General features: G+C 70.3%; 22 protein-coding genes. 16 read left to right on the top strand and 6 right to left on the bottom strand.

What is annotated here, in order from left to right:
• Window positions 1-71 precede the first annotated feature (71 nt).
• From C1737_RS12350 to C1737_RS12340, 3 genes are read left to right on the top strand one after another with little or no spacing between them, the layout of a single operon-like run.
• Window positions 72-1,088, top strand: coding sequence for a chemotaxis protein CheB (locus tag C1737_RS12350; protein ID WP_068097006.1), 1,017 nt, complete (start codon window positions 72-74; stop codon window positions 1,086-1,088).
• Window positions 1,081-1,839, top strand: coding sequence for an STAS domain-containing protein (locus C1737_RS12345; protein ID WP_102419918.1), 759 nt, complete (start codon window positions 1,081-1,083; stop codon window positions 1,837-1,839). The genes C1737_RS12350 and C1737_RS12345 overlap by 8 nt, the downstream gene beginning before the upstream one ends.
• A gap of 55 nt (window positions 1,840-1,894) precedes the next feature.
• Window positions 1,895-3,736 (top strand): CheR family methyltransferase, encoded by a 1,842-nt coding sequence (locus C1737_RS12340; protein WP_068097003.1) that lies wholly within the window; start codon window positions 1,895-1,897, stop codon window positions 3,734-3,736.
• Window positions 3,737-3,741: 5 nt separating this feature from the next.
• Here C1737_RS12340 and C1737_RS12335 read toward each other — a convergent pair whose 3' ends face one another.
• A complete protein-coding gene (locus C1737_RS12335) occupies window positions 3,742-4,626 on the bottom strand; it encodes a chemotaxis protein CheB (RefSeq protein ID WP_068097000.1) in 885 nt (294 codons plus the stop codon).
• A 184-nt stretch (window positions 4,627-4,810) separates the two neighbouring features.
• Between C1737_RS12335 and C1737_RS12330 the strand changes: the two genes are divergently transcribed.
• The 3 genes from C1737_RS12330 (at window position 4,811) to C1737_RS12320 (ending at window position 7,934) form a co-directional block, all read left to right on the top strand.
• On the top strand, window positions 4,811-5,977 hold the full coding sequence (locus C1737_RS12330; protein ID WP_068096997.1) for a glycosyltransferase: 1,167 nt from the start codon (window positions 4,811-4,813) through the stop codon (window positions 5,975-5,977).
• Between the two features lie 42 nt (window positions 5,978-6,019).
• A complete protein-coding gene (locus C1737_RS12325; RefSeq protein ID WP_102418524.1) occupies window positions 6,020-7,114 on the top strand; it encodes a helix-turn-helix transcriptional regulator in 1,095 nt (364 codons plus the stop codon).
• Between the two features lie 304 nt (window positions 7,115-7,418).
• The gene (locus tag C1737_RS12320) at window positions 7,419-7,934 is read left to right on the top strand and encodes an STAS domain-containing protein (protein ID WP_082972992.1); all 516 of its coding nucleotides are present in this window, start codon (window positions 7,419-7,421) and stop codon (window positions 7,932-7,934) included.
• Here C1737_RS12320 and C1737_RS12315 read toward each other — a convergent pair.
• Window positions 7,931-9,289, bottom strand: coding sequence for an FAD-dependent oxidoreductase (locus tag C1737_RS12315; RefSeq protein ID WP_068097061.1), 1,359 nt, complete (start codon window positions 9,287-9,289; stop codon window positions 7,931-7,933). The genes C1737_RS12320 and C1737_RS12315 overlap by 4 nt on opposite strands.
• A 131-nt stretch (window positions 9,290-9,420) precedes the next feature.
• On the opposite strand from C1737_RS12315, the gene C1737_RS12310 reads away from it, so the two are divergent.
• The gene (locus C1737_RS12310; RefSeq protein WP_068096996.1) at window positions 9,421-10,377 is read left to right on the top strand and encodes an alpha/beta fold hydrolase; all 957 of its coding nucleotides are present in this window, start codon (window positions 9,421-9,423) and stop codon (window positions 10,375-10,377) included.
• On the opposite strand, the gene C1737_RS12305 is transcribed toward C1737_RS12310, so the two are convergent.
• Window positions 10,372-11,718, bottom strand: a complete 1,347-nt coding sequence (locus C1737_RS12305) for a flavin monoamine oxidase family protein (RefSeq protein WP_068097059.1) — start codon at window positions 11,716-11,718, stop codon at window positions 10,372-10,374. The two genes, C1737_RS12310 and C1737_RS12305, sit on opposite strands and share 6 nt — an antisense overlap.
• 198 nt (window positions 11,719-11,916) lie before the next feature.
• Here C1737_RS12305 and C1737_RS12300 point away from each other — a divergent pair, with 198 nt between their 5' ends.
• Together C1737_RS12300 and C1737_RS12295 are read left to right on the top strand one after the other, a co-directional pair.
• On the top strand, window positions 11,917-13,155 hold the full coding sequence (locus tag C1737_RS12300; protein ID WP_102419916.1) for an MFS transporter: 1,239 nt from the start codon (window positions 11,917-11,919) through the stop codon (window positions 13,153-13,155).
• 4 nt (window positions 13,156-13,159) lie between these two features.
• Window positions 13,160-14,536 (top strand): LLM class flavin-dependent oxidoreductase, encoded by a 1,377-nt coding sequence (locus C1737_RS12295; protein ID WP_102418521.1) that lies wholly within the window; start codon window positions 13,160-13,162, stop codon window positions 14,534-14,536.
• Here the strand turns inward: C1737_RS12295 and C1737_RS12290 are convergent.
• The gene (locus C1737_RS12290; protein ID WP_102418518.1) at window positions 14,519-15,634 is read right to left on the bottom strand and encodes a hypothetical protein; all 1,116 of its coding nucleotides are present in this window, start codon (window positions 15,632-15,634) and stop codon (window positions 14,519-14,521) included. The two genes, C1737_RS12295 and C1737_RS12290, sit on opposite strands and share 18 nt — an antisense overlap.
• Entirely contained in the window at window positions 15,634-16,770 is a 1,137-nt protein-coding gene (locus tag C1737_RS12285) for a phosphotransferase family protein (RefSeq protein WP_067922136.1), read from the bottom strand. Before C1737_RS12285 ends, C1737_RS12290 begins: the two co-directional genes overlap by 1 nt.
• Before the next feature lie 73 nt (window positions 16,771-16,843).
• Here C1737_RS12285 and C1737_RS12280 point away from each other — a divergent pair, with 73 nt between their 5' ends.
• Both C1737_RS12280 and C1737_RS12275 read left to right on the top strand, forming a co-directional pair.
• On the top strand, window positions 16,844-17,446 hold the full coding sequence (locus C1737_RS12280; protein WP_102418515.1) for a TetR/AcrR family transcriptional regulator: 603 nt from the start codon (window positions 16,844-16,846) through the stop codon (window positions 17,444-17,446).
• The gene (locus C1737_RS12275; RefSeq protein ID WP_102418512.1) at window positions 17,443-18,333 is read left to right on the top strand and encodes an SDR family NAD(P)-dependent oxidoreductase; all 891 of its coding nucleotides are present in this window, start codon (window positions 17,443-17,445) and stop codon (window positions 18,331-18,333) included. Before C1737_RS12280 ends, C1737_RS12275 begins: the two co-directional genes overlap by 4 nt.
• Here C1737_RS12275 and C1737_RS12270 read toward each other — a convergent pair.
• Window positions 18,330-18,935 carry a class I SAM-dependent methyltransferase gene (locus tag C1737_RS12270; RefSeq protein WP_068096954.1) on the bottom strand — a complete coding sequence of 202 codons (606 nt, stop codon included), beginning with the start codon at window positions 18,933-18,935 and terminating at the stop codon, window positions 18,330-18,332. The genes C1737_RS12275 and C1737_RS12270 overlap by 4 nt on opposite strands.
• 194 nt (window positions 18,936-19,129) lie before the next feature.
• Between C1737_RS12270 and C1737_RS12265 the strand changes: the two genes are divergently transcribed.
• Genes C1737_RS12265 through C1737_RS12245 form a run of 5 tightly spaced genes read left to right on the top strand, consistent with a single transcriptional unit; the run spans window position 19,130 to window position 23,251 of the window.
• Complete coding sequence (locus C1737_RS12265; protein WP_068096951.1) at window positions 19,130-20,071, top strand: DUF4129 domain-containing protein; 942 nt, start codon at window positions 19,130-19,132, stop codon at window positions 20,069-20,071.
• Window positions 20,068-20,550: a hypothetical protein gene (locus tag C1737_RS12260; RefSeq protein ID WP_102418509.1), complete on the top strand. Its 483-nt coding sequence runs from the start codon at window positions 20,068-20,070 to the stop codon at window positions 20,548-20,550. Before C1737_RS12265 ends, C1737_RS12260 begins: the two co-directional genes overlap by 4 nt.
• On the top strand, window positions 20,547-21,521 hold the full coding sequence (locus C1737_RS12255) for a MoxR family ATPase (RefSeq protein WP_102418507.1): 975 nt from the start codon (window positions 20,547-20,549) through the stop codon (window positions 21,519-21,521). The genes C1737_RS12260 and C1737_RS12255 overlap by 4 nt, the downstream gene beginning before the upstream one ends.
• A 7-nt stretch (window positions 21,522-21,528) precedes the next feature.
• The gene (locus C1737_RS12250; RefSeq protein ID WP_102418504.1) at window positions 21,529-22,794 is read left to right on the top strand and encodes a DUF58 domain-containing protein; all 1,266 of its coding nucleotides are present in this window, start codon (window positions 21,529-21,531) and stop codon (window positions 22,792-22,794) included.
• Window positions 22,787-23,251 (top strand): hypothetical protein, encoded by a 465-nt coding sequence (locus tag C1737_RS12245; RefSeq protein ID WP_199182830.1) that lies wholly within the window; start codon window positions 22,787-22,789, stop codon window positions 23,249-23,251. The genes C1737_RS12250 and C1737_RS12245 overlap by 8 nt, the downstream gene beginning before the upstream one ends.
• Window position 23,252: the final 1 nt, after the last annotated feature.

Genomic DNA, 23,252 nt, shown 5'->3' with positions numbered 1-23,252 from the left:
GCCCCGGCCGATACGCGCATCTATTCCTCGCCGCGTGGGTTACCTACCATTGATGCGGGTAGTCGAGGGTGATGACCGGGACGATCAGCGACGACGGCGAATTGCGCGGTGTGGTGGCAGTCGGTGCCTCCGCCGGGGGAGTCGAAGCGCTGTCGAAGCTGGCCGCGGGACTGTCGCCCGACGTTCCCTACGCCTACGTGTTGACCCTGCACGTCCGGCCCGGTGCGCCCAGCGTGCTGTCCCGGATCCTCGACCGCTCCGGCCCCCTGCCGGCCGTCGCGGCCGAAGACGGCGCGAGGCTCGAACCGGGGCGCATCTACGTCGCCCGCCCCGACCACCACCTGCTCGTCGCCGACCACCGCGTGCTGTTGTCGCAGGGACCCACCGAGAACGGGCACCGGCCCGCGATCAACGCGCTGTTTCGCTCGGTCGCGCTGGCATTCGGCCCGCGCGCGGTGGGCGTCCTGCTCTCCGGGGTGCTCGACGACGGGGTGCTGGGCCTGGCCGCGATCCGCTCGCGCGGCGGCATCACCGTCGGCCAGTCACCCGACGACGCGCTGTTCCCCGCGATGCCGACCAACGCGCGCGACGCCGGCCTGCTGGATCACCAGGCCACGGCCGCCGAAATCGGCGCCCTGCTCAAGGAACTGTCGCACCAAGAGCGAGAGGATCCGGAGATGGAGCCCGACGCCGCAATGGAATTGGAGAATCGCATCGCCATGATGTCGCGGTTCTCGACCGATTTCGACACCCGGGAGCTGGGCGCTCCCTCGGGGTACACCTGCCCGGACTGCAATGGCTCCCTGGTTTCCCTCAGCGAGGGCAACTTCCGCTGCCAGGTGGGTCACGCGTGGACGGCCGAGGCGTTGCTCGCCGCACGGGACGACGAAGTCGACGGCGCGCTGTGGGTCGCCGTGCGCAGCCTGCAGGAAAAGGCGCGATTGGCGCGACAATTGGCCGACCGGGCCGCGCCAGGTCTGCTCAACCGGCGCTACACCCGCCTCGCCGAAGAAACCGAACGGGCTTTGAGAGTGCTCAGCGACCGGCTGTCCCACAACGCTCCGCATGGCGATGATGGCGATGGTTGAACCGCGGTCCGCCATCCGCATCGACACCGAGGCACACGATGAGGTGCCGGTGCTGGTGGTCGAGGGGTTGTTGGACAGCTCCACGTATCGGGCTCTCCGGGACGCGGTGATCAAGGCCGCCCTGGACGAGCCCAGCGCGGTGATCGTCGACGTCGACCGGCTCTCCGTGCCGACGGCGTCGGCCTGGACGGTCTTCACCAGCGCGCGCTGGCACGTCAGCGTCTGGCCGGACGTCCCGATCCTGCTGGTGTGCTCGGCACCGGACACGCGGCGGGCGATCGCCGCCGGCGGCGTGACCCGGTACGTGCCGGTGCACCCCACCCGGGAGTCGGCGCTGGACGCCGTGCGCAGTCAGTCGTTACGGGTCCGCCGTCGGGCCCGCACCGAGCTTCCGCGTTCACGCGGCAGCCTCGGCCTGGCCCTCACGATCGTCAGCGATTGGCTCACCGAATGGGACAGCCGGGAGGCGGTCCCCGTGGCGTCCACGGTGGCCACCGTGTTCGTCGAGAACGTGCTCGACCACACCGCGTGCGCGCCGGTGCTGATCGTCGAAAGCCTCGACGACGCCGTCACCGTCGCGGTCGAGGATTGCAGCGACCGGTTGCCGGGCCGGCACGAGGATGCCGGTCGTGGCGCCGAGCTGGTGTCCGGCCTGGCGATCGTCTCCGCCCTGTGCCGAGCCTGGGGCACCACGCCGACCTCGACGGGCAAGACGGTGTGGGCACTGGTCGGTTGCGAGAACCGGCTCTGATCACCGCGAGTAATGTTCAAGTCCTTCGGCCACGCTCGAGGCGGACGGGACTTGGATGGACGGGACGACTGACGAGGCTTTCGAGGCCCTGTTGCGCTACATGCGGGACTCGCGCGGCTTCGACTTCACCGGTTACAAGCGCACGTCCCTGATGCGCCGGGTCCGCCACCGGATGGACCAGGCGGGCTACAGCACCTTCGAGGAATACCTCGACTTCCTGCAAGCCAGTTCCGACGAATTCGCCGCGCTCTTCAACACCATCCTGATCAATGTCACCGCCTTCTTCCGCGACCCGGACGCTTGGGAATACATCGCCGCCGAAGTCATTCCGCGGATGCTGGCCGAGCGCGGTCCGGGGGACCCGATCCGGGTATGGAGCGCGGGCTGCGCGTCCGGCGAGGAGGCCTACACGCTGGCCATGCTGCTGGCCGAGGCGCTGGGGCCCGAGGCGTTCCGGCAACGGGTCAAGATCTACGCCACCGACATCGACGAGGACGCGCTGACCGAGGCGCGCGCCGCGTCCTATGACGCCAAGGCCGTCGAGTCGGTGCCGGCCGACCTGCTGTCCCGTTATTTCGAACAGGTCAACGGCCGCTACGTCTTTCACAAGGACTTGCGCCGTGCGGTGATCTTCGGCCGCAACGATCTGGTCAAGGACGCACCGATCTCCCGCGTCGACCTGCTGGTGTGCCGCAACACCCTGATGTACCTCAACGCCGAGACGCAGCGAAACGTGTTGGGCCGCTTGCATTTTGCGCTTGCACCGCAGGGCACGCTGTTCCTCGGACATGCCGAGATGCTGCTCAGCCACGGCGATCGGTTCGCCCCGCTGAACCTCAAACACCGAATCTTCCGCAAGGCGCTCGGTAGCCACGCCGGCGTGGAGCGCTACGACCCCGCCGGGGCGTTCTACGAACGCAACGTCGACCTGACGGGACTGACGACGGTGCGCGACTTGGCTTTTCGCGCCAGCCCGGTGGCCCAGATCGTGGTCACCGGCGAGGACACCGTCGCGATGATCAATCAACAGGCCGAGACGCTGTTCGGGCTTTCGGCTCGCGACATCGGCCGGCTGCTGCGCGACCTCGAGGTGTCCTACCGGCCGGTGGAGCTGCGGGCGTATCTGGAGCAGGCCAAGGTGGAGCGCCGGCCGGCGCGGATCCAGGACGTCAAATGGCAGCGGCCGGGCGCCGAGACGGTGTGGTTCGAGATCCACGTCAACCCGCTCGTCGACGCCGAGAACGGGTTGCTCGGCGTGTCGATCGTGTTCTTCGACGTCAGCGCGACGCGCGCCCTGCTGGACAAGGTGGTCCAGACCAACCGCCAGCTGGAAGCGGCCTACGAGGAGCTGCAGTCCACCAACGAAGAACTCGAGACCACCAACGAGGAACTGCAGTCCACCGTGGAGGAACTGGAGACCACGAACGAGGAGCTGCAGTCCACCAACGAAGAACTCGAGACCATGAACGAGGAGCTGCAGTCCACCAACGACGAGTTGCACACCATCAACGACATGTTGCGGGAGCGCGGCGTGGAACTGGACGAGGCGAAGCACTTCCTCGATGCGCTGATCGACTCGGTTCACATGGGCATGGTGGTGGTCGACCGCGAGATGAAGGTCATCCTGTGGAACCGTGGCTGCGAGGAGCTGTGGGGGCTACGCGCGGACGAAACGATAGGAAACAGGCTCACGAATCTGGACATCGGCCTGCCGTTGGAAAGCGTGCGGCCGCTGATCGGCAACGCGTTCGTCGACGCCGACAGCTCCGGTGAGACGGAGGTCGACGCGGTCAACCGGCGGGGGCGGCCCACCCGGGTACGCGTCACGTGCACGTCGTTCCGGTCGGGTGAGGAGACGACCCGGGGCGCGCTGCTGCTGATGGAGGTGGTGGTCTAGCCGCCTCAGCGCCCCCACCGCGCGGCCGCGTCCTCGGCGGCCTGGTGGGCCAGCTGCGCGCGGCGCCGCGACTCGGCGGCCCTGCGCCGCGCCGTCTCCACCGTTTCCGTGGTGGCGCCGAATCCCGCGGACAGGTCCCGGCGTCTGCGGCCGAGTTCGGCGGCGCGCGACGCGGCGAGTTCGGCGCGGCCTGCCGCGTTGTTCACGACCTCGTCGCGCAACAGCCCCGGCGCCGGCGTGTCCGCACCGGAGTCGTGCATCGGGGGGCCCCAGGACACCCTGGCGCCGTCGTGGGGCTGCTGCGCGGGCAGCGGCGCCCCTTCGACGATGGCCGTCAGCGCCCGGCCGATCTGGTGAATCGGCAACACCGGTTCGGCCCCGGCCCGCGCCGCCGCCACCGGCATCGACGAATACAGCGCGGTGTCCGGGCTCTCCGCGAGGACGACAGCGCCGGCGCGCTTCATCGCCGCCGTGCCCGCGGCCCCGTCTTGCCCGGAGCCCGACAACACCGCCGCCACGCTGCGCGGCCCGTACGACTCGGCGACCGACCGCAGCAGCACGTCGAAGCGCCGCACCCCGAAGTTCTTCATCGCGCCCAGGTGGCAGCGGCCGTCCGGGGTCAGCTCCAGCTGCATTCCCGGCGGGCAGATGACCACCTGCCCTGCCGCCAGGGCCTGCCCGTCGCGCGCCCAGCTGACCGGCCGCGCGCTCTGCCGGCGAAGAATCGCCGGCAGCACGCTGTCGTGGTCGCCGAGGTGTTGCTGTATGACGACCGCGGCCGGAAACTCGTCCGGCAGGTCCGTCAACACTCGTGACAGCGCGTCCAGGCCACCCGCCGACGCCAGCAGGACCACCAGCTCGACGACGGGCAGGTGCGCGTCGCTCGCCACCCGTCTAGTCTTCCAAAACGGCGGCCGCGGCACAGTCCCGCCAGCGATCCGTTCGGGTCGGGCCCCGAAGCGTTGTCCATAATGCGAAACCGCGGCGCCTGAGGCGAAACGGCTGCGCCGCCGAGTTTCGCCCATATCGGGCCGGGTACGCCCCCACGCCAAAGGCGACGGAAGGGGTTCGAAGGTGAGGATCGCGATCGTCAGCGGCGACGACGTCGTCGGCGACGACCCACAGCAACTGTCCGCCGCGCTCGCGGCCCAGGGCCACCAGGTCACCCGGTTCGTTCGGCACAATGGCCGCCGAGCTGCGGGTATCAGCACCGACGGCCGCACCGTATCGGTGGGCGTCGGCCCACGAGCGGCAAAGTCGGTCTCGGACGTGCTGCCCTACGTCGGCGACTGGGCGAGCGCCCTCGCCGGCCAATGGGCGGCCGAGGCGCCCGACGTCGTGCACGCCTACGGGTGGCTCGGCGGTCTGGCCGCGCAGCTGGCCGCCCGGCGGCAGGACGTCCCGACCGTCCAGACTTTCCCGGGCCTGGCCGCCACGAACGGGACGGGCAAGCATTCGGAGAGCGAACGGCTCCGCATCGAACCGCTCCTGGCGCGCAGCGCGAAGTGGGTGACCGGTGAGAGCTCCGATGACGTCGACGCGCTGACCCGGCTGCGCCGCAGCCGCGCCCGCGTGTCGGCTTTGACGAGCGGTGTCGACGTCGAGCGATTCACCTCGAGCGGTCCGGCGCTGGCCCGCACCGACCTGCATCGTGTCCTCTGCTTCGCGCCGAACCCGCTGCCGGACAACGGTTTTGATATCGCCATCGGCGCCCTGCGCAGGGTCCCCGCCACCGAGTTGGTGGTGGCGGAGACCGGCGCCACGAACCGGGCGCACGACGAGGCGCGGGTCCGGCTGCAACTGCTGGCCGCCAGGCTGGGGGTCGGCGACCGGGTTCGGTTCGCGGGCACCGTCGCCGATGACGAGCTGCCGACGCTGTTGAGATCCGCCGACGTCGTCGCCTGCACGCCGCGACGGCCGCCGCGCGCGACAGCGGTCCTGCAGGCGATGGCCAGCGGGGTGGCGGTGGCGGCGTTCGGGGTGGGGGTGCTCAAAGACGCCGTGGTGGACAACGTCACCGGCTTGGTGCTGTCGCCGGGATCGTCCGTCGGACTGTCCGCCGCGCTGAGAAACCTGCTCCCGCAGAGCTTTCAATGTGAGAGCATGGGCGCTGCCGGCCGCAGTCGCGCCGTGTCGCGCTATGCGTGGGACCGGATCGCCCTCGACACGCTCAACATTTACCGACAGGTGGGCTCCCCACGCTGGACACCGGCGCGCTTGCAGTCGTCGGGTGTCCGGTGATGCAATGATGACAGTGCGAAAGCCCTGGGGGGGCCGCAGACTATGACCGCCATGACGAGCATCACCGATAGCACCGGCCCTGGTGTGTCCGCCGGTGCCGGCTGTCAACGGCCCGACGCGCAGAAAGCCGACCCGGGCGCCCCGGCGCTCGTCGGCGATGCCGGGCGGCCGGCAGGTGTTCCCGGCTCGGCGATTCGGTTCGACCAGTTCCGCACCGTCGACGCGCAGGCCGCGCGGCGATTCTTTGCCGGCGTCTACACCCCCGGGTGGCGCATCACCGGGCTGATGGGCCGCTCGGCGGTGTCCCACCGCCGCTGCGAGGCCGGCTCGATGACGCTGGACGACGTGACGATTCAGGGGCGCGTCGCGCTGGAGATCCCCGCCTCCGCGGGCGTCGTCGTGATCCAGCCCCGCGCGGGGTCGACGAGCGTTGCCGGCGGCCCCCTCGCGTCGGTGGACTTGCCGGTGCTCGTCGCCGGCGGGATGCCGTGCGTGCTGCAGTGCAACGGGTCACGGTTCGATGTGGTCAGCATCCCCGGGGACGTGCTGCACCGGGCCGCCGCGGATTGGCGCGCGCCGTTACCCCGGCAGATCCACTTCCGGGACTGGCGGCCACGCTCGCGCGCGGCCGCGCGGGCGTGGCAGCGGGCGCTGGACTATGTGGTGGGGACCTTGGCCGGGCCGGACACGGCGCATCAGCCGCTGATCGTGGCGGGGTTGGCTCCGTTGCTGGCCGGCGCGCTGCTGGAGTGTTTCCCGTCCAACGTCACCGAACAGGATCTGGCTGACGAGCCGGCGTTGCCCGAAACGCTCAGGGAAGCAGTGTCTTTCATCCATCGTCACGCCGCCGCCGACGTCAGCATCAACGACGTCGCCGCGAAGGTTCATCTGACGCCCAGGGCGGTGCAGTACCTCTTCCGCCGCCAGCTCGCCACCACGCCAACGGAATACATTCGCCGCGTGCGCCTCAACCGCGCCCATCAAGAGCTGCTGGCGGGCGCGCCGTCCGACACCACCGTCACCGAAATCGCCCAGCGGTGGGGGTTCGCGCACACCGGCAGGTTCGCGGTGCTGTATCGGCAGACGTACGGCCAGAGCCCGCACACCACCCTGCGGCACATGACCCCGCAGCCGTAGCGACACGCCGCCAACGCGCAGGTCAGGCCCGTCGCGTCCCCTCGCGCGTCACCTTCGCGCCATGGTTGCGATGTGAACACGACGAAAGTTGTTTTTTCCCGCCCCGTGTCGTCGGTGTAACCCCTGGTCGGCCGCCGATTGCGGGCCGAACGGCGGGCGGGCCGGGCCGCCGATGTCCGCCGGCGGCCGCCGTAGCCGGTAGGCTTTGGTCAGGTTGAGTCCCCAGCTGCCGTTATCTACGGGCGCCACTTGGACACCGTCGTCGCTCGCCCTGCTCACTCTCAAGCCTGAAGGGCGCACAACCATGACCGCTTCACCCGATCTACGCACACCCCAGACGCATCCGCCCGCGCTGCTCGGCCAGCCGCGCAGCCGTTATCAAATCGATTGCGCCGGAGCGCAAATCCATGTTCACGCACGCAGCGTGGCCACCGTCTTGCGCATCGACGGTGAGGTCGACGCATCGAACGTCGACCTGATCACCGAGGCCGTTCGCCGGTTTTCGCGGCTGAAGGCCCCGCTGGTGCTCGACCTCGGCGGCCTGGATTTCCTTGCCGGCTCGGGCCTGCGCGCGCTGCTGGTCCTCAACGAGGAGCATCGCCGGGCCCAGCTGCGGTCCGTCGTCGTCGGCGGCGCGGCGCTGCGCCGGCTCACCCGGATCGTCACCGACCACGGGCTGCCGATCGCCGACTCGGTCGCCGTGGCCCTCGCGCACATCGAAGGCGCGACGACGGCCCGCCGTCGGCTGGTTTCGGGCCCCGCCCGGCAACACGAACCGCAAGGGGACACGTCGGCGCGGCTTCGGGGGCTGGCTTCCTAGCGGCCCAACCGGTGCATCAGCTGCTCGGCGGCGTAGCGCCCGCTGGCCAGAGCGCCGTGCACGGTGGCCGGATTGTCGACGCCGACGGCCTCGCCCGCCAGGTAGAGCCGGTCGCTGACCGGATCCTGCAGCCGGCGGCGGTCGTCGAGGCCCGAACCGGGAGCGTGAAAGGAGTAGGCACCCAACGCATACGGGTCCGCGCTCCAGTTCGACGTCTTGACGCCCACCGGCGAGACATCGCCGAACAGGCGGCGAGCGACGGGCAGCGCGGTGGCCATCAGGTCGCGCGGTGAGGCGGCCTCCGCGGTACGGCCGCGGTCACCGGCGTTGAACGCCAACACGATTGGACCCGCCGCGGCCGGCAGGGTGAACCACTGGGCCCAAGGGCCCCCGTCAGCGGCGAGGTATTCGTAGAAGGCGCTGTCCGCCGTCCACCCGCGCCGGTCGAACCGGAAGAAACTCTTGGACAGCACCCCGAAGCCCAGAGCGTCGATTGCGCGGCTGTGTTGGTCGGGCAGGGGCGGATCAAACGCGATGGCACCGGCTTTGAGCACGCCGAGGGGAACCGTGACGATGGCGGCGGGTCCCCGGAACGACCGATTCCTTGCCCGCACGACGACGGAGTCGCCCCGGTGCGCGATCGCGGTCACCGGCGTGTTCAGCTCGAGCCGCAGGCCATTGGCGAGCAGCCTGGGCAGGGCGTCGTAACCGTTCGTGACGACAACCTGATCGCCGCCGGTGTAGTCGCCCTCGTCAAAGGTGATGGCGGACAGCCGATCCGCGTCGGCGGCGAACTCATTCTCGATTTCGGTGGTGAGGTAGAAGGCCAGCTGCGCGCGATCGGAGGTGGACAGTGCCCGGCCGCCGACCGCGGCGTCGATGGCGGCGGCCAGGGAGCCGCCGTCGACTTGGTACCGCGCCCGTTCCACAAAGGCGCGCCACAGTGTCGGGTCGTAGTCGAGCGGGGCGAGTTCGGGGTCGATCACGAGCTTGGCCCAGCTGTAATAGTCGGTCGTGACCAGCTGCGCTTGCGCTTGCCGCGCCAGCGGCACCAGCGGGTTGTCGGTCGTTCCGTGGATCCACGACGCGCCCATTTCCAGCGGGGTGCCCCAGTCGCGGTCGGTGTGGACGCGTCCGCCGATGCGGTCGCGGGCTTCGATCACCCGAACCGGCCATCCCGCGTCGGCCAGACTGCGGGCGGCGGACAGGCCGGCCATCCCCGCGCCGACGATCAGGACCGACCGGGTTTCCGGCCACGGCGGTTGCGCCGGCGGGGGGCGTCGCGGTGAGCAGGCGGCCAGCAGCCCGCTGCCGACCACGCCCGTGGTTGCCGCGATGAATTCCCGACGGGACATCGGGTACACGGGTCTTAGCGTCTCACATCAGAATCGTTTGCCGGATTTACCGAATCCGAACGGACCTTAGGGATAAACTTGCGGGCGTCCTTAACTGCGGCGACGGGGCCGTGTTGGAGGGGGGTGCGGCGATGAGCGCTCGACGAACGGCTCGCGCAATCGATCCGTACCCCCACGTGCTGCCCCCCAGCCAGACGGTGGCCGTCCGGGCGACCGACGGCACCCGGTTGCACGCCGAGGTGTTCGGGCCGCCCGACGGCTACCCGATCGTGCTGACGCACGGCATCACGTGTGCCATCCGGGCCTGGGCCTACCAGATCGCCGATCTGTCCAACGATTACCGGGTGATCGCCTTCGATCACCGCGGCCATGGGCGCAGCGGCATGCCCCGGCGCAACGGATACAGCCTGAAACACCTTGCCTCCGACCTGAATTCGGTGCTCGATGCGACGTTGGCGCCGCACGAGCGCGCGGTGCTGGCCGGACATTCGATGGGCGGCATCACCATCGCCGCGTGGTCCGCACGGTACCGGCACATGGTTCGTCGGCGCGCCGACGCGGTCGCGCTGATCAACACCACCACCGGGGACCTGGTCCGCAAGGTGCAACTGCTGTCGGTGCCACACGGGCTGTCGCCGGCCCGGGTGGCCGCCGCCCGCGCCCTGATCCACGCGTTCGGCGGGTTCCCGATCCCGAGCGCCGCCCGCATCCCGAGCCGCTACTTCGTCGGAATGCTGGCGGTGGGCCGGGACGCCGACCCCAGCGTGGCCAGGATCGTGCACCAGTTCTTCGAACAGACCTCGCCCGCGGGGCGCGCCGGCTGCGCACGGATGCTGGTCGCGGCGTTGGGGTCGCGGTACCTCGAGCTGGACGGTTTGACGGTGCCGACCCTGGTGATCGGCAGCGAACGCGACCGGCTCACCCCGATCGGCCAGGCCCGCAGGATCGCGGGCACCGCGCCCAACGTGGTCGGCCTGGTCGAGCTGCCCGGCGGTCATTGCTCGATGCTCGAACACCCGCGTGAGGTCAACCGCCATTTGCGGGCGCTCGCCGAATCGGTGACCCAGGACGTGCGGATCAGCTCATAGCAGGGCGGTGATCTCGGCGGCCGCCCGCTGGCCGGACCTGACAGCGCCGTCGAGGAACCCGGTCCATTCGTCCGCGGTCTCGGTGCCGGCCCAGTGGATGGGGCCGACCGGCTCGCGCAGCCAGCGCCCGAACCGGGTCCACGATCCGGGCGGGACCGCGGCGGTGGGCCCGCCGGGCGCGAATTCCTCTGCGCCCCAACAGTGGTCGACGTAGTCGAGCGGCTTGAGCGCGTCGTCGCCGAACAGCGTCGCAAAGCAGCGCAGCGTCTCGTCGCGGCGCTGCTCCGGGGACAGCGAGTCGAACGCGCGCGCATCGACGAAGCCCATCAGCACACCGGGCCCGTCGGCGTGCGGGCTGACGTCGAAGGTGATGAACACCGGTCCGGCGTCGGACAGCGCCTGGCCGGAGAAGCCGTTGGCCCGCCAAAAGGGCGTGGAATACGCGGCGTACGCCTTGCTGAGCCGGCCCTGCGGCCAATGCCGGGCGAGTTCGTGGTACTCGGCGGGCAGCGGGGGCGCGAACTCGATCGATGCGCGATGTGCGGGCGGCACCGCGACGACCACGAACCCCGCCTCGGCCTGGCCGACGTCGGTGGTGACCGTCACCCCGGCGCCGTGCCGGTCGATGCGCCGGACCGGCGCGCCCAGCACGACCCGGGTGCCCAGCTCGGCGGCCGCGGCCTCGGCGATCTGCTGGGTGCCGCCCGGGAAACGGTCCTGTTGGGCGCCGTTCTCGACATCGAGCAGCCGGTCCAGGCCACCGGCGGCGTGCGTGTAGCGGGCCGCGTGCAGCATCGACACGTCGTCCGGTTCGCATCCCCAGGTCACCCGCGCCACGATCGCCAGTAGGTCGCGCGACGAGGCGGTGGCGTGCACGGCCCGCAGCCAGCCGCCGAGCGACACGTCGTCGAGCTCGCGCGCACGGCGCGCGTCCCACGGGGCCGACAACGGGACGCTGCGGGCGATCCGGTCGAATTGCCAACGCAGCCGGCCGATGTCCAGCAGCCCGGTCAGCGAGAGCTTGGGGATGGTGCCGCGGTAGGAATGCGTCCAGCCGCGCCAGTGGATCACGTTCTTGCCGTCGTGGTGAGTCGGGATGGTCGAGACGTCGAGTTCGGCCGCCAGCTCGAGGACCGCGTCCTGGGTCGGCCCGACGAAGGTGCCCCCGAGATCGGCGGGCAACCCCGCCACGCTGCCGGTGAAGGATCGACCCCCGACGCGGTCGCGGCCCTCGAACACCACCACGTCATGCCCCTGGCGGGCCAGCTCGCGCGCCGCGGCAAGCCCCGCAAAGCCCGCGCCGACCACGACGACGTCGACGATCCACGGCGGATTTGGCACGCGCACCAGTCAACAACACTTTCCGCGGTTCCGTGCGGCAAACGCCGGCGCCGGTTTCGCGCGTTCGCATCACGGCGAGGGCAAACATACGTTGACGTCGGGACTTTGGTTAGCGTGCGTCTACGTGATCGCCACGTGATTACCACCGCACCGGCAGCCGACGTCAGGCCGGACCTGCGAACCGTCGCCCTGGGCAGCATGGTCGGCACCACCATCGAGTGGTACGACTTCTACCTGTACGCGACCGCATCCGCGCTCGTCTTCAAGCCGCTGTTCTTCCCGCACGTTTCCCCCACCGCGGGGACGCTGGCCACCTTCGCGACCTACGCCGCCGGCTTCGGGGCACGCCCGATCGGCGCCGTCGTCTCCGGCCATTTCGGGGACCGGCTGGGCCGCAAGGCGGTTTTGGTGGCCGCGCTGCTGGTGATGGGTCTGGTCACCACCGCGATCGGCCTGCTGCCGACCTATGCGACGGCCGGGCTGCTTGCGCCGGTCCTGTTGGCGACGCTGCGGGTGCTGCAGGGGCTTGCCGTGGGCGCCGAGTGGGGCGGCGCGGCGGTGTTGTCGGTGGAGCATGCGCCGCCCGGCCGCCGCGGTTTGTTCGGCAGCTTCACCCAGCTCGGTTCCCCGGCAGGCATGTTGCTGGCGACGTCGTTCTTCTACGTGACCCGCAGCGCGACCGGCCCGGCAGCCTTTCTCGCGTTCGGCTGGCGAATTCCGTTTCTGTTCAGCGCGGTTCTGGTCGGCATCGGATTGTTTCTGCGACTGCGGCTCACCGACGCCGACGTCTTCGGCCGGCTGCGGGAGCGCGACGAGCTCTCGCGTCTGCCGGTGTTCGAGGCGCTGCGCCGCCAGCCGCGCAACGTGCTGATCACCACGGGGTTGCGCCTGTCGCAGATCGCACTGTTCGTCCTGCTGACCACGTATTCGCTTACCTACCTGCAGGATTCGTTCGGTAAGGGCAATAGCGTCGGGTTGATCGCGGTGTCGATATCGTCGGCTCTGGGTTTCGTGAGCACTCCGGGCTGGGCGCTGCTGTCGGACCGCGTGGGCCGGCGACCGCCGTACCTGTTCGGCGCGCTGGCCGGCGTCGTGGCCCTCGCGCTGTTCTTCATCGCGGCTTCAAGCGGCTCGGCGGTCGCGGTCGTCGCGTCAATCGTGTTCGGCGTCAACGTCGTTCACGACGCCATGTACGGCCCGCAGGCGGCATGGTTCGCCGAGCTGTTCGACACCCGGATACGCTACAGCGGCTCGTCGCTCGGGTACCAGATCGGCGCGGTCCTGTCGGGAGGGTTCGCGCCCTTGATCGCCGCGGCCCTGCTGGCGGTCGGCGGCGGCAGCCCATGGCTGATCGTGGGCTATTTCGGCGTGCTCGCGGCGATCACTTTCGCGGCGGCCTTCGCGGCGCGGGAGACGCGCGCGGACGAGATCGGGTGAGCTGATGAGCAGGATCTTTCTCAATGCCTTCGACATGGCCTGCGTGGGCCACCAATCGGCGGGGCTGTGGCGCCATCCCGAGGACCAGGGCTACCGGTATCGCGAACTCGGATACTGGACGGAGCTGGCCCGCATCCTGGAAGACGGCGGCTTCGACGCCCTGTTCCTCGCCGACGTGCTGGGCGTCTACGACGTGTACGGCGCCTCGCGGGACGCGGCGGTCATCGATGCCGCGCAGTTCCCGGTCAACGACCCGACCGCGGCGGTGTCGGCGATGGCGGCGGTGACCCAGACCCTGGGCTTCGGCATCACGCTGTCGCTGACGTACGAACAGCCCTACGCGTTGGCGCGCCGGCTCTCGACCCTCGATCACCTGACCGGTGGACGGGTGGCGTGGAACATCGTCACGTCGTATCTGGACAGCGCCGCACGCAACCTCGGGCTGGACACGCAGATCCCGCACGACCAGCGCTACGAGATCGCCGACGAGTATCTCGAGGTCTGCTACAAGCTGTGGGAAGCGTCGTGGGAGGCCGGCGCGGTCGTGCGCGACCGGGAGCGGGGAGTGTTCACCGATCCGGCGAAGGTGCACGACATCGAGCACAAAGGCCGGTACTTCTCCGTTCCCGGCCCGTTCCTGTGCGAACCCTCGCCGCAGCGCACCCCGGTGCTGTTTCAGGCCGGCGCCTCGCCGCGCGGTGTCCGGTTCGCCGCGGCGCACGCGGAGGCGGTTTTCGTGTCCGGCCCGACGCCGCAGATCGTGCGCGGCCCCGTGCGCGCCCTGCGGCAGGCCGCCGCCGAGCTGGGCCGCGATCCCCGGTCCATCAAGGTCTTCACCATGGTCACCCCGGTGGTCGCCGCAACCCATGAGGAAGCCGTCGCCAAACTCGCCGAATACCGGCGCTTTGTCAGCCCCACCGGGGCGCTGGCCCTGTTCGGCGGCTGGACCGGGGTCGACCTGGCCGAGCTCGACCCTGACGAGCCGCTGCGCTACGTCCAAACCGAGGCCAACCGATCCGCGCTGGCCTCGTTCACCACCGCGGATCCCGATCGCGCCTGGACCGTTCGTGAACTCGCCGACGAGATCGGCCTCGGTGGCCGCGGCCCGGTGCTGACCGGGTCGCCGGGGGAGGTGGCCGACGAACTCGAACGCTGGGTCGAGGAGGCCGACGTCGACGGGTTCAACCTGGCCTACGTGACCACCCCCGGGACCTTCGTCGACTTCGCGAAGCTGGTGGTGCCCGAGCTGCGCCGCCGCGGGCGGGTGCCGGAAGCCTTGCCCCGCTCGACATTGCGCGAGCGGCTGGGCGGGGCGGGGCCGTTGTTGCCCGACGACCATCCCGGTGCGGCGTATCGCGGCTCGTTACGGCGCGACGGTTAACCAGTCCTTGAATCCCGACGGGTCGTGGCGGCCCAGCGCGCCGTGCTCGTAGAGGCCCCAACCCTCTTTGGGTTCGCCGTCGCCGTCCCGGCACACGGCGCGCCCGACATGGTCGATGACCCCGAAGCCGGACCTCGCGACGATCGCCGGGTCGGTCATGTCGTAGGTCCGGCGTTCGACGAACTTCTCGCCCTTCCACATTCCGTGCAGCCAGTCCGAGTCGCCGCCGTAGCCGCCGCCGACGTGGATGGGCACCGGCAGCTTGGACTCCACGTCGAAGCGCACCGGCGTCCCGTCGGGGGCGGTGGCGTCGATCGTCGCCCCGGTGGGGATCCGGGTGCCCGACCGGTAGTGGATCTTGACCCGCGGCCAGCCCAGCTGCTCGACGCGTCCGTCGCGCCAGATCCGGGTGCAGTCGTTGAGCGATCGGAAGCCGTCGGGCGCTTCCTGGATGATCAGCACGATGGCGAAGTCGTCGAACGCCATCGGCACGTACAGCCACCACATGCCCTCGAACGGCGGGTCGGCCGGCCGGCCCGCGGGCTCGGGCTCGCCGATCGGCCGGATGCCCCAGGACCGGTCGCGGCTGCCGAGCCAGACCGCGGGGTCGACGGCGACCTCCTCGCCGTCGACGGCGATGCGGCCGCTCCAGCTGCCGAGCTGGGCGAACCGCTGGGCGTCCAGCGTCACCCGGTTGCCGGACCGCATGAGGTGCGGCTGCTCCTGCACGACGTCGAACAGGCCTTCCCAGGTGAGATCGGCTGCGATGCCTTCGGTTTCGTCCAGGACCAACCGCAGTTTGCGCAGCGGCTCGATGACCTCGATCCGGTAGCCGTTGACGTGCTGGTTGAGCCGGTCCTGGTCGATCGCGTCGCACAGGTGCACCGCGGTCTGGGTGTCCCCGCGCCGAACCAGGAAGAACGCGTCCTTGACGCCCAGGTTGGGGTAGTAGCCGATGCCGCTGATGACGAAGATGTCGCCCGTGCGGTCGTGGGCGTTGAAGTAGGAGCGGTCGTAGAAGTTGCGGTCCGAGGAGCCCGGCCAGGCGATCGGCTGCGGAACCTGATGGACCGGGAACTCGTCGAGCGGTCCGAGCATTAGTGGTCCTCTCCGATCAAACTGCGCATCAACCCGGCGTGATAGAACAGCGACTCGACGTCGTCGGGTTTCTCGGTTTCCCCGAAGTGCACCCGGCGCGCGCCGGTGCGCATGAACACGCAGGCCCACATGACGCCCGAGTAGACGTAGAACCAGCGCAGGTCACCGACTTCCACGCCGCTCAGCCGCCGATAGGTGGCGCGGACGTCGTCCTCGCGCATCACCTCGGGCAGGCCCGGCAGCCCCGCCAGCCCGGTCAGCTCCTGAAACACCATGTGCGCGTAGATCATCCACGCCACGTCGAGCTCGCGCGGGCCGAGGGTGACCATCTCCCAGTCCAGCACCGCCACCGGCTCGAAGTCGCGGTACAACACGTTGCCCACCCGTGCGTCGCCCCACAGCAGCACGGGTTCACGCGCGGCCGCGTCGGCCGGCCAATGGTCCTCCAGCCAGGCGAAGGTCCGCTCCAGCAGCGGCGAGCGGCCGATGTCGGGCACCGCGAAGTCGTACCACGACCGCACCCAGTTGAAGTGCCGGCGCAGCGCGGTGTCGCCGGCTTGGTCGTCGGTCAGGAAGCCGAACGCGTTCTCCGCGTTGGGGATCGAATGCAACTTGGCCAGCACCCCGACGGTCGCGTCCTGCAGTTCCCGCTGGCGCTCGGCCGGCGCGTCGGCGAACCAGTTGTTGCCGAAGGTGTAAGGCATCACGTCTGGGGGCACCACACCTTCGACGTAGTCCATCACGAAGAAGGGGGTGCCAAGCACGTCGCCGGTGGGCTCGAGCCAGCGCACCGGCGGGACGGGGACGTCGGTGAGTTCGCCGACCTTCCGGATGACCTCGAATTGGTGGTCCAGCCGGTAGGTCGGGAACACCTGGACGTCTTCGGCGGCCGGGGCCACCCTGGTCACCAGCTTCTGCTCGGTGGGCTTGCCGTCCTGGCGCCAACGGGCCGTCAGGATGATGGTCTCCGAGGACATTCCCGTCGAGTCGACGCCGCTTTCGACGGTCACCTCCGGCTCCGCGCCGGGGGGCAGGACGGTCGAGAGCCAGTTCGACATCACCGCGGGTAGCGTCGTGACGTCTCGGCTGGAACGCTGAAGCCGGTCGACCTTGTCGAGCACGGGTTCGTTGGCCACGGGGGCCTCCATTCTTTGAGCCTTCAACTCGTCGAGACGTCGGCGCGGCAATTACGATACGGTAGGTAGCGTTATGAAAGCAGACCCGTCCGCCATTGACAAGGCCCCCGGCGCCGGCCGCCCGCGGGACCCGCGTATCGACTCGGCCATCCTATCGGCCACCGCGGAACTGCTTGTCCAAATGGGCTATTCCAACCTCAGCCTGGCGGCGGTCGCCGAGCGCGCCGGAACCACCAAATCGGCGCTCTATCGCCGGTGGTCCAGCAAGGCCGAACTGGTACACGAGGCGGCCTTCCCGGTGGCGCCCACCGCACTGCAGGCGCCCGCCGGGGACTTCGCGGCCGACATCCGCATGATGATCGAGGCCACCCGCGACGTCTTCACCACGCCGGTCGTCCGCGCCGCCCTGCCGGGCCTGGTGGCCGACATGACCGCCGACCCCGCCCTCAACGCCCGGGTGATGTCCCGGTTCGCGGACCTGTTCGCGACGGTGCGGGTGCGGCTCAGTGACGCCGTCGACCGGGGTGAGGCGCATCCCGATGTGGATCCGGACCGGTTGATCGAGTTGATCGGGGGAGCCACGATGCTGCGCATGCTGCTGCGCCCGGAGGACTCGCTCGACGATGCGTGGGTGGAGCAGACCACCGCCATCGTGGTGCACGGGGTGACGCGGTGACGGCGCGGCTGGCCGGACGGGCCGCGATCGTCACCGGCGGCAGCCGCGGACTGGGCAGGGCGATCGCGCTGGCCCTCGCCGCGGAAGGCGCCGCCGTCGCGGTCGCGGGACGCACCGAGGAGGTGTGGGACGAGCGGTTGCCCGGAACCATCGGCGAGACGGTCGCCGCCATCGAGGCCGCGGGCGGACGCGCGGTGGCGATCCGGGCCGACCTGACCGAACGCGAGGACGTCGCCCGGTTGGTGGGCGCGGCGCGAGAAGCCCTGGGGCCCATCACGATTCTGGTGAACAACGCGGCCTTCACCGCGCCCGGCCGGCCCCGCCCTCCCGGCGGCGAACCTCGCGCCCAGTCCGCCAAGCCGGGAGGCGCCGCCAAGCCGGCAAGCGGTGCCGCCAAGCCGGGCTGGCCGGGATTCCTCAGCGTCCCGCTGACGGCGTATCGCCGGCATTTCGACATCGCCGTCTTTGCCGCCTACGAGCTGATGCAGCTGGTGTGCCCCGACATGATCCAGGCGGGCCGCGGGTCGATCGTCAACATCAGCTCGGTGGCATCGAGGCTGCCCGGAAACGGGCCGTACCCGGACCGCAGCGGCGGCGTGCTACCCGGCTACGGCGGATCCAAGGCGGCGCTCGAGCATCTGACCCAGTGCGCGGCATTCGATCTCGCCGATCACCACATCGCGGTGAATGCCCTGTCGCCGTCGAAACCGATCCTCACCCCCGGGCTGGCCTACTACGCCCGGGAGTTCGACGATACCGCCGAGGCGGACGAATTCGCCCGGGCCGCAGTGGAATTGACGGTGGTCGATCCCGCGAAGGTCACCGGACGCACGATCGGTCATCTGCAGGTGCTCGACGGCTCTTTCCGGCCGTTCGAGCCCGACTAAGCCGGTCTCGTCGCCGTGACCGCGTTGATGGTCCCGGCATGCAGCCGTTGCCATTTCGGCGACCGGAATCCCGCCTGCAGCAGCAGGCGCTCGGCGCGCCGCCGGGTGCGGGCCTTGCCGCGGCGGGTGATGGCCAGCGTCGGCACCAGCCACAGCGAGAACCGGTCGACGAGCACCAGGCTTCCACCCGGCCGCAGCACCCGGGCGCACTCCAGCAGACCCACCAGCTGATCGGACCAGTGATCGAATGACGTGGTGCTGACGACCAGGTCGAAGGCGCGGTCGGCGTAGTTGAGCTCCTCGGCCACGCCGCGGGTGAAGCTCAATCGCGGGTCGCGGGCAAGACCGGTTGCGATGGAGACCATCTGGGGGGCCGGGTCGATCCCGCACAGATGTTTGGCCCCCGGGTAGCGGCGGGCCAGCAGCCCCAACAGGTAGCCGGTGCCGCATCCGACGTCGAGCACATACTCGGGGGCGGTGACGGTCGCCACGGCCAGCTGCGCGGTGCGCTCGGCGATTTCGTGGTGCAGCCGACCGCGAAAGCCCTGGTCGTAGCGGGGGGCGCGGTCGTCGTACGCGGCGACGTCCCGATGCGGTGGCACGCGCTGAGTGTCTCACCGGGCGGGCCGCTTGGCGAGGATTTCAACGCGGGGTCCCGGGTCTCCAGCCGATCGGCGACCGCGACGCGAAGTCGCGGTGGATGAACCGCCGACTGTGGATAACTTCCCGCCTGACGTGCCAGGATGAGGCAAAGCAGTGCCGCAACAACCGGTCGGGTGGTATGCCGATGCCCGGTATGGACAAGCCCACGGGGCGAGCCGTCGCCCTGGTCGTGCTGCTGCTTGTCCTCTCCGCCGCCCTGCGCGGCTATCTGCCTTCCCCGCATCCCGCCGCACGTGGGGAGCCAACCGGCAGCCGGGCGGCGCTGATTTTCGTGGTGGCAGCCCTCGGGGTCACGCTCGCCCTGGTGACGATCGCGGTCATCGCGCGGCTGCGCGACCCGCGGGCAGCGGCGCCCCAGGCCGGTCAGCTGTCGGAGATGCTCGGCACCGGCAGGGGCCGGCCGAGCTGGCGGGTGCTGCTGATCGGGCTGGCGGTCATCGTGGCGTGGCTGCTGATCGTGTGGACGGCGTCCCACCTGTTGGCCTCCCACGACGTCGGCCGGGCGCCGCCCCCGCCGGCGAGCGGTGCGCCGTCGTCGGAGAGTGCGAACGCCCGGCCGGCACAGCCCCATCCGCGAAACGGCGATATGTTCGGCATCCTGCTCGCGGCCACCGTGCCGATGCTGTTGGTCATCGTCACCGGGACGGTCGTCGCGTCGCGGCGGCGGTGGCGGGCGGTGGCGACCGGCGCCGGGGCCGCCGCGGACGATCACGCCGAATCCCCGGCGCCACCGTCACGTTCGGAATCGTTGGCGCGCGCGGCCGAACGTGGCCTGGCCGAGATGGCCGACCCCAGCCGTGAACCTCGCGAGGCGATCATCGCCTGCTACGCGGCGATGGAACGCGAGCTGGCCAACGTGCCCGGCGCCGTCCCGCAGGACTTCGACACCCCGACCGAGGTGTTGGCCCGCGCCGTCGAACACCGCGCGCTGCACGCCGACAACGCCGTGCAGTTGGTGAACCTGTTCGCCGAGGCGCGGTTCAGCCCGCACGTGATGACCGAGGCTCACCGCGACATGGCGGTGCGCGTTCTGCAGCTGGTGCTCGACGAGCTGGGCTCACGGAGCGCCGCATGAAAAAGACTCTGGCCCTGGGCGTCTGCTTCATCGTCGGCATCGAGCTGCTCGCACTGCTGCTACCCGATCGCCGGGTGGTGCTGGCCGCCTCCGGCGGCGCACTGGCCCTGGTGCTGCTCACCGTCCGTCGCGTGCTCGGGCGCGGAATGCATCCCGAGGCGGACGCCGAACCCGACGATCTCGGGGATTCATTGCGCCGCTGGCTGTCCACCACCGAGACGACGATCCGGTGGTCGGAGTCCACCCGGGTGGACTGGGATCGGCACCTGCGCCCCATGCTTGCGCGTCGATACGAGATGACGACCGGCCAACGGCGATCCAAAGACCCGGTGGCGTATCAGGCGAGCGGCCAGATGCTGTTCGGGACGGAACTGTGGGAATGGGTCAATCCGAACAACGTCGCGCGCACCGGTGACCGGCGGCCCGGTCCGGGCCGCGCGGCGCTGGAGGAGATTCTGCGAAAGTTGGAAAAGGTATGACACTGCCGGCGGCAACAACCACTGCGCACTGCGAGGCGGTGCTCGACGAGATCGAGCGCGTGGTGGTGGGCAAGCGTTCCGCGCTCACCCTCATCCTCATCGCGGTGCTCGCGCGCGGCCACGTCCTGATCGAGGACCTGCCCGGCCTGGGTAAGACGCTCATCGCCAGATCGTTCGCCGCCGCGCTGGGCCTGCAGTTCACCCGCGTGCAGTTCACGCCCGACCTGCTGCCCGCGGACCTGCTCGGCTCCACGATCTACGACATGCAGTCGGGGCGTTTCGCCTTCCGGCCCGGGCCCATCTTCACCAACCTGCTGATGGCCGACGAGATCAACCGCACGCCGCCCAAGACGCAGGCGGCGCTGCTCGAGGCGATGGCCGAGGGTCAGGTGAGTATCGACGGCGAAACGCATCAGTTGCCAAAGCCTTTCGTCGTGCTGGCGACCGACAATCCGATCGAGTACGAGGGCACCTACCCGCTGCCGGAGGCGCAGCTCGACCGGTTCGCGATCCGCCTGGAGCTGCGCTACCTCTCCGAGCGCGACGAGACGGCGATGCTGCGCCGGCGCCTCGAGCGCGGGTCGGTCGAGCCGGCCGTCAACCAGGTCGTGGATGCGCACGACCTGCTCGCGATGCGCGAATCGGTCGAGCAGGTGACCGTGCACGAAGACGTTTTGCACTACGTCGTTTCGCTGGCCAACGCCACGAGGCACCATCCGCAGGTCGCCGTCGGCGCCAGCCCCCGCGCCGAACTCGACCTGGTGCAACTGGCCCGCGCCCGTGCGCTGTTGCTCGGCCGGGACTATGTGATCCCCGAAGACGTCAAGGCGCTCGCCGTGCCGGCCGTCGCGCACCGGATCACCCTGCGCCCGGAGATGTGGGTGCGCAAGATCCAAGGCGCCGACGTCGTCGGGGAGCTGCTGCGCCGCCTGCCGGTGCCCCGAACCGGCGAGGGCCACGGGAGCGGATGACAGCGGTGTGACCGGACGTGAGGCCGAATTCCGCTGGCGCGCATCGAACTTGACGCGGGCCGTCGCGACCTGCGCGGGCTTGGTGCTGGCCGTCGCGGTGATCACCGCGCGATGGCAGTTGATCGCCTTCGCTGCGCCCCTGCTCGGCGTGCTCTGCTCGATCAGCTGGCAACGCCCCGTGCCGACCATTCGCGTACACGGCGAGCCCGATGCGCAGCGGTGTTTCGAGAACGACCGGGCGCGGCTGCGCCTGTGGACGACGGAAGAGGGCGGGGCGACCGGGTTTTCGGCGGTCGAGGTCACGGTTCCGGCCGTCGAGGGAATGCAGCTCGAAATCCTGGACCCGGCTTCGACGCACGCCAAGACGGTTGTGGCCACGGCGCAGCGGTGGGGCCGGTACTTCATCCGGGCCCGGGTGGACGCGCTCGCGCGCGGTGGGTTGCTGTCGGGGACGGCCACCGTGGACGCCGCCGAGGTCATCGTGTTTCCCCTGACGCCCCCGCAGTCGACGCCCATCCCGCAGACCGAGCTGCTCGACCGGCTGGGCGCGCACCTGACCCGGCATGTCGGCCCCGGCGTCGAGTACGCCGACATTCGTGCCTACGTGCCCGGAGACCAACTGCGCGCGGTGAATTGGCCGGTGAGCGCGCGGCGCGGCCAGTTGCACGTCACGCAGCGCCTCACCGACCGCGCCGCCGACGTGATGGTGCTGATCGACACGTATCGGCAACCGGCCGGTCCGGCAACTGAGGCCACCGAGCGCGTCGTCCGCGGTGCCGCGCAGGTCGTGCAGACCGCGTTGCGGCACGGCGACCGCGCCGGGATCGTCGCCCTTGGCGGCAACCACCCGCGCTGGCTGGGCGCCGACATCGGGCAGCGCCAGTTCTATCGCGTGCTCGACACGGTGCTCGCTGCCGGCGACCGATTCGAGGGCACGACGGGGACTTTGGCGCCGCGGGCGGCGATGCCCGCGGGTGCGATCGTCATCGCGTTCTCCACGCTGCTCGACACCGAGTTCGCGCTCGCGTTGATCGATCTGCGCAGGCGCGGCCACGTCGTCATCGCCGTCGACGTCCTCGACAGCTCGCCGTTCGAGGCCCACCAGGATCCCCTGGTGGACCGGATGTGGTCGCTGCAGCGCTCCGCCATGTATCGCGACATGGCCACCGTCGGCGTCGACATCGTGTCGTGGCAAGGGGACAGCGGGCTGGAGCAGTCCATGGGTGTGCTACCGGACCGCCGCCGGCGGGTGCGGGGGCGGCTGCGTGGCTAGCGACTGCGGGACGGCACTGCCGCGGCTCTGGGCCCCGGTGTTCTCCGTCGTGTTCGGGCTGCTGATGGTGGGCCTGGCTGCCGACGGCTCGCACGAACCCGCGGTGGCCGGCTGGGCGGCGGCGCTGGGTGCGGTGGTGGCGGGAACGGTGTTTCGCCCCGCGGCGACGCTTGCCGTGCTGCTGTCGGTGCTCACCATCGTGCTGTCCGAACCGCCGCTCGTGTTCGTCGCGCTCTCCGGGCTGTGCGCCGCCGGGTACCTGGTCTGCCGGCACGCGGCCGGCGCCGGGGCCGGGGTGGTGCTGGGGAGCGTGCCGACCGTCGTCGGCGCCGTCGGCTTCACCGTCGCGGGGTGGGTCGCGGCGTCCTCCCCGCTGCAGTTGCCGTGGTTGCCGTTGGTCGCGCCGCTGGTGGCGCTGGCCGCCTACGTGCTGGCCGTGCGCCCGTTCCTGAGCTGAT

The sequence above is a fragment of the Mycobacterium sp. 4858 genome (assembly GCF_900240975.1).
GTDB lineage: Bacteria > Actinomycetota > Actinomycetes > Mycobacteriales > Mycobacteriaceae > Mycobacterium.
This window is presented reverse-complemented; position numbering and strand designations above follow the sequence as displayed.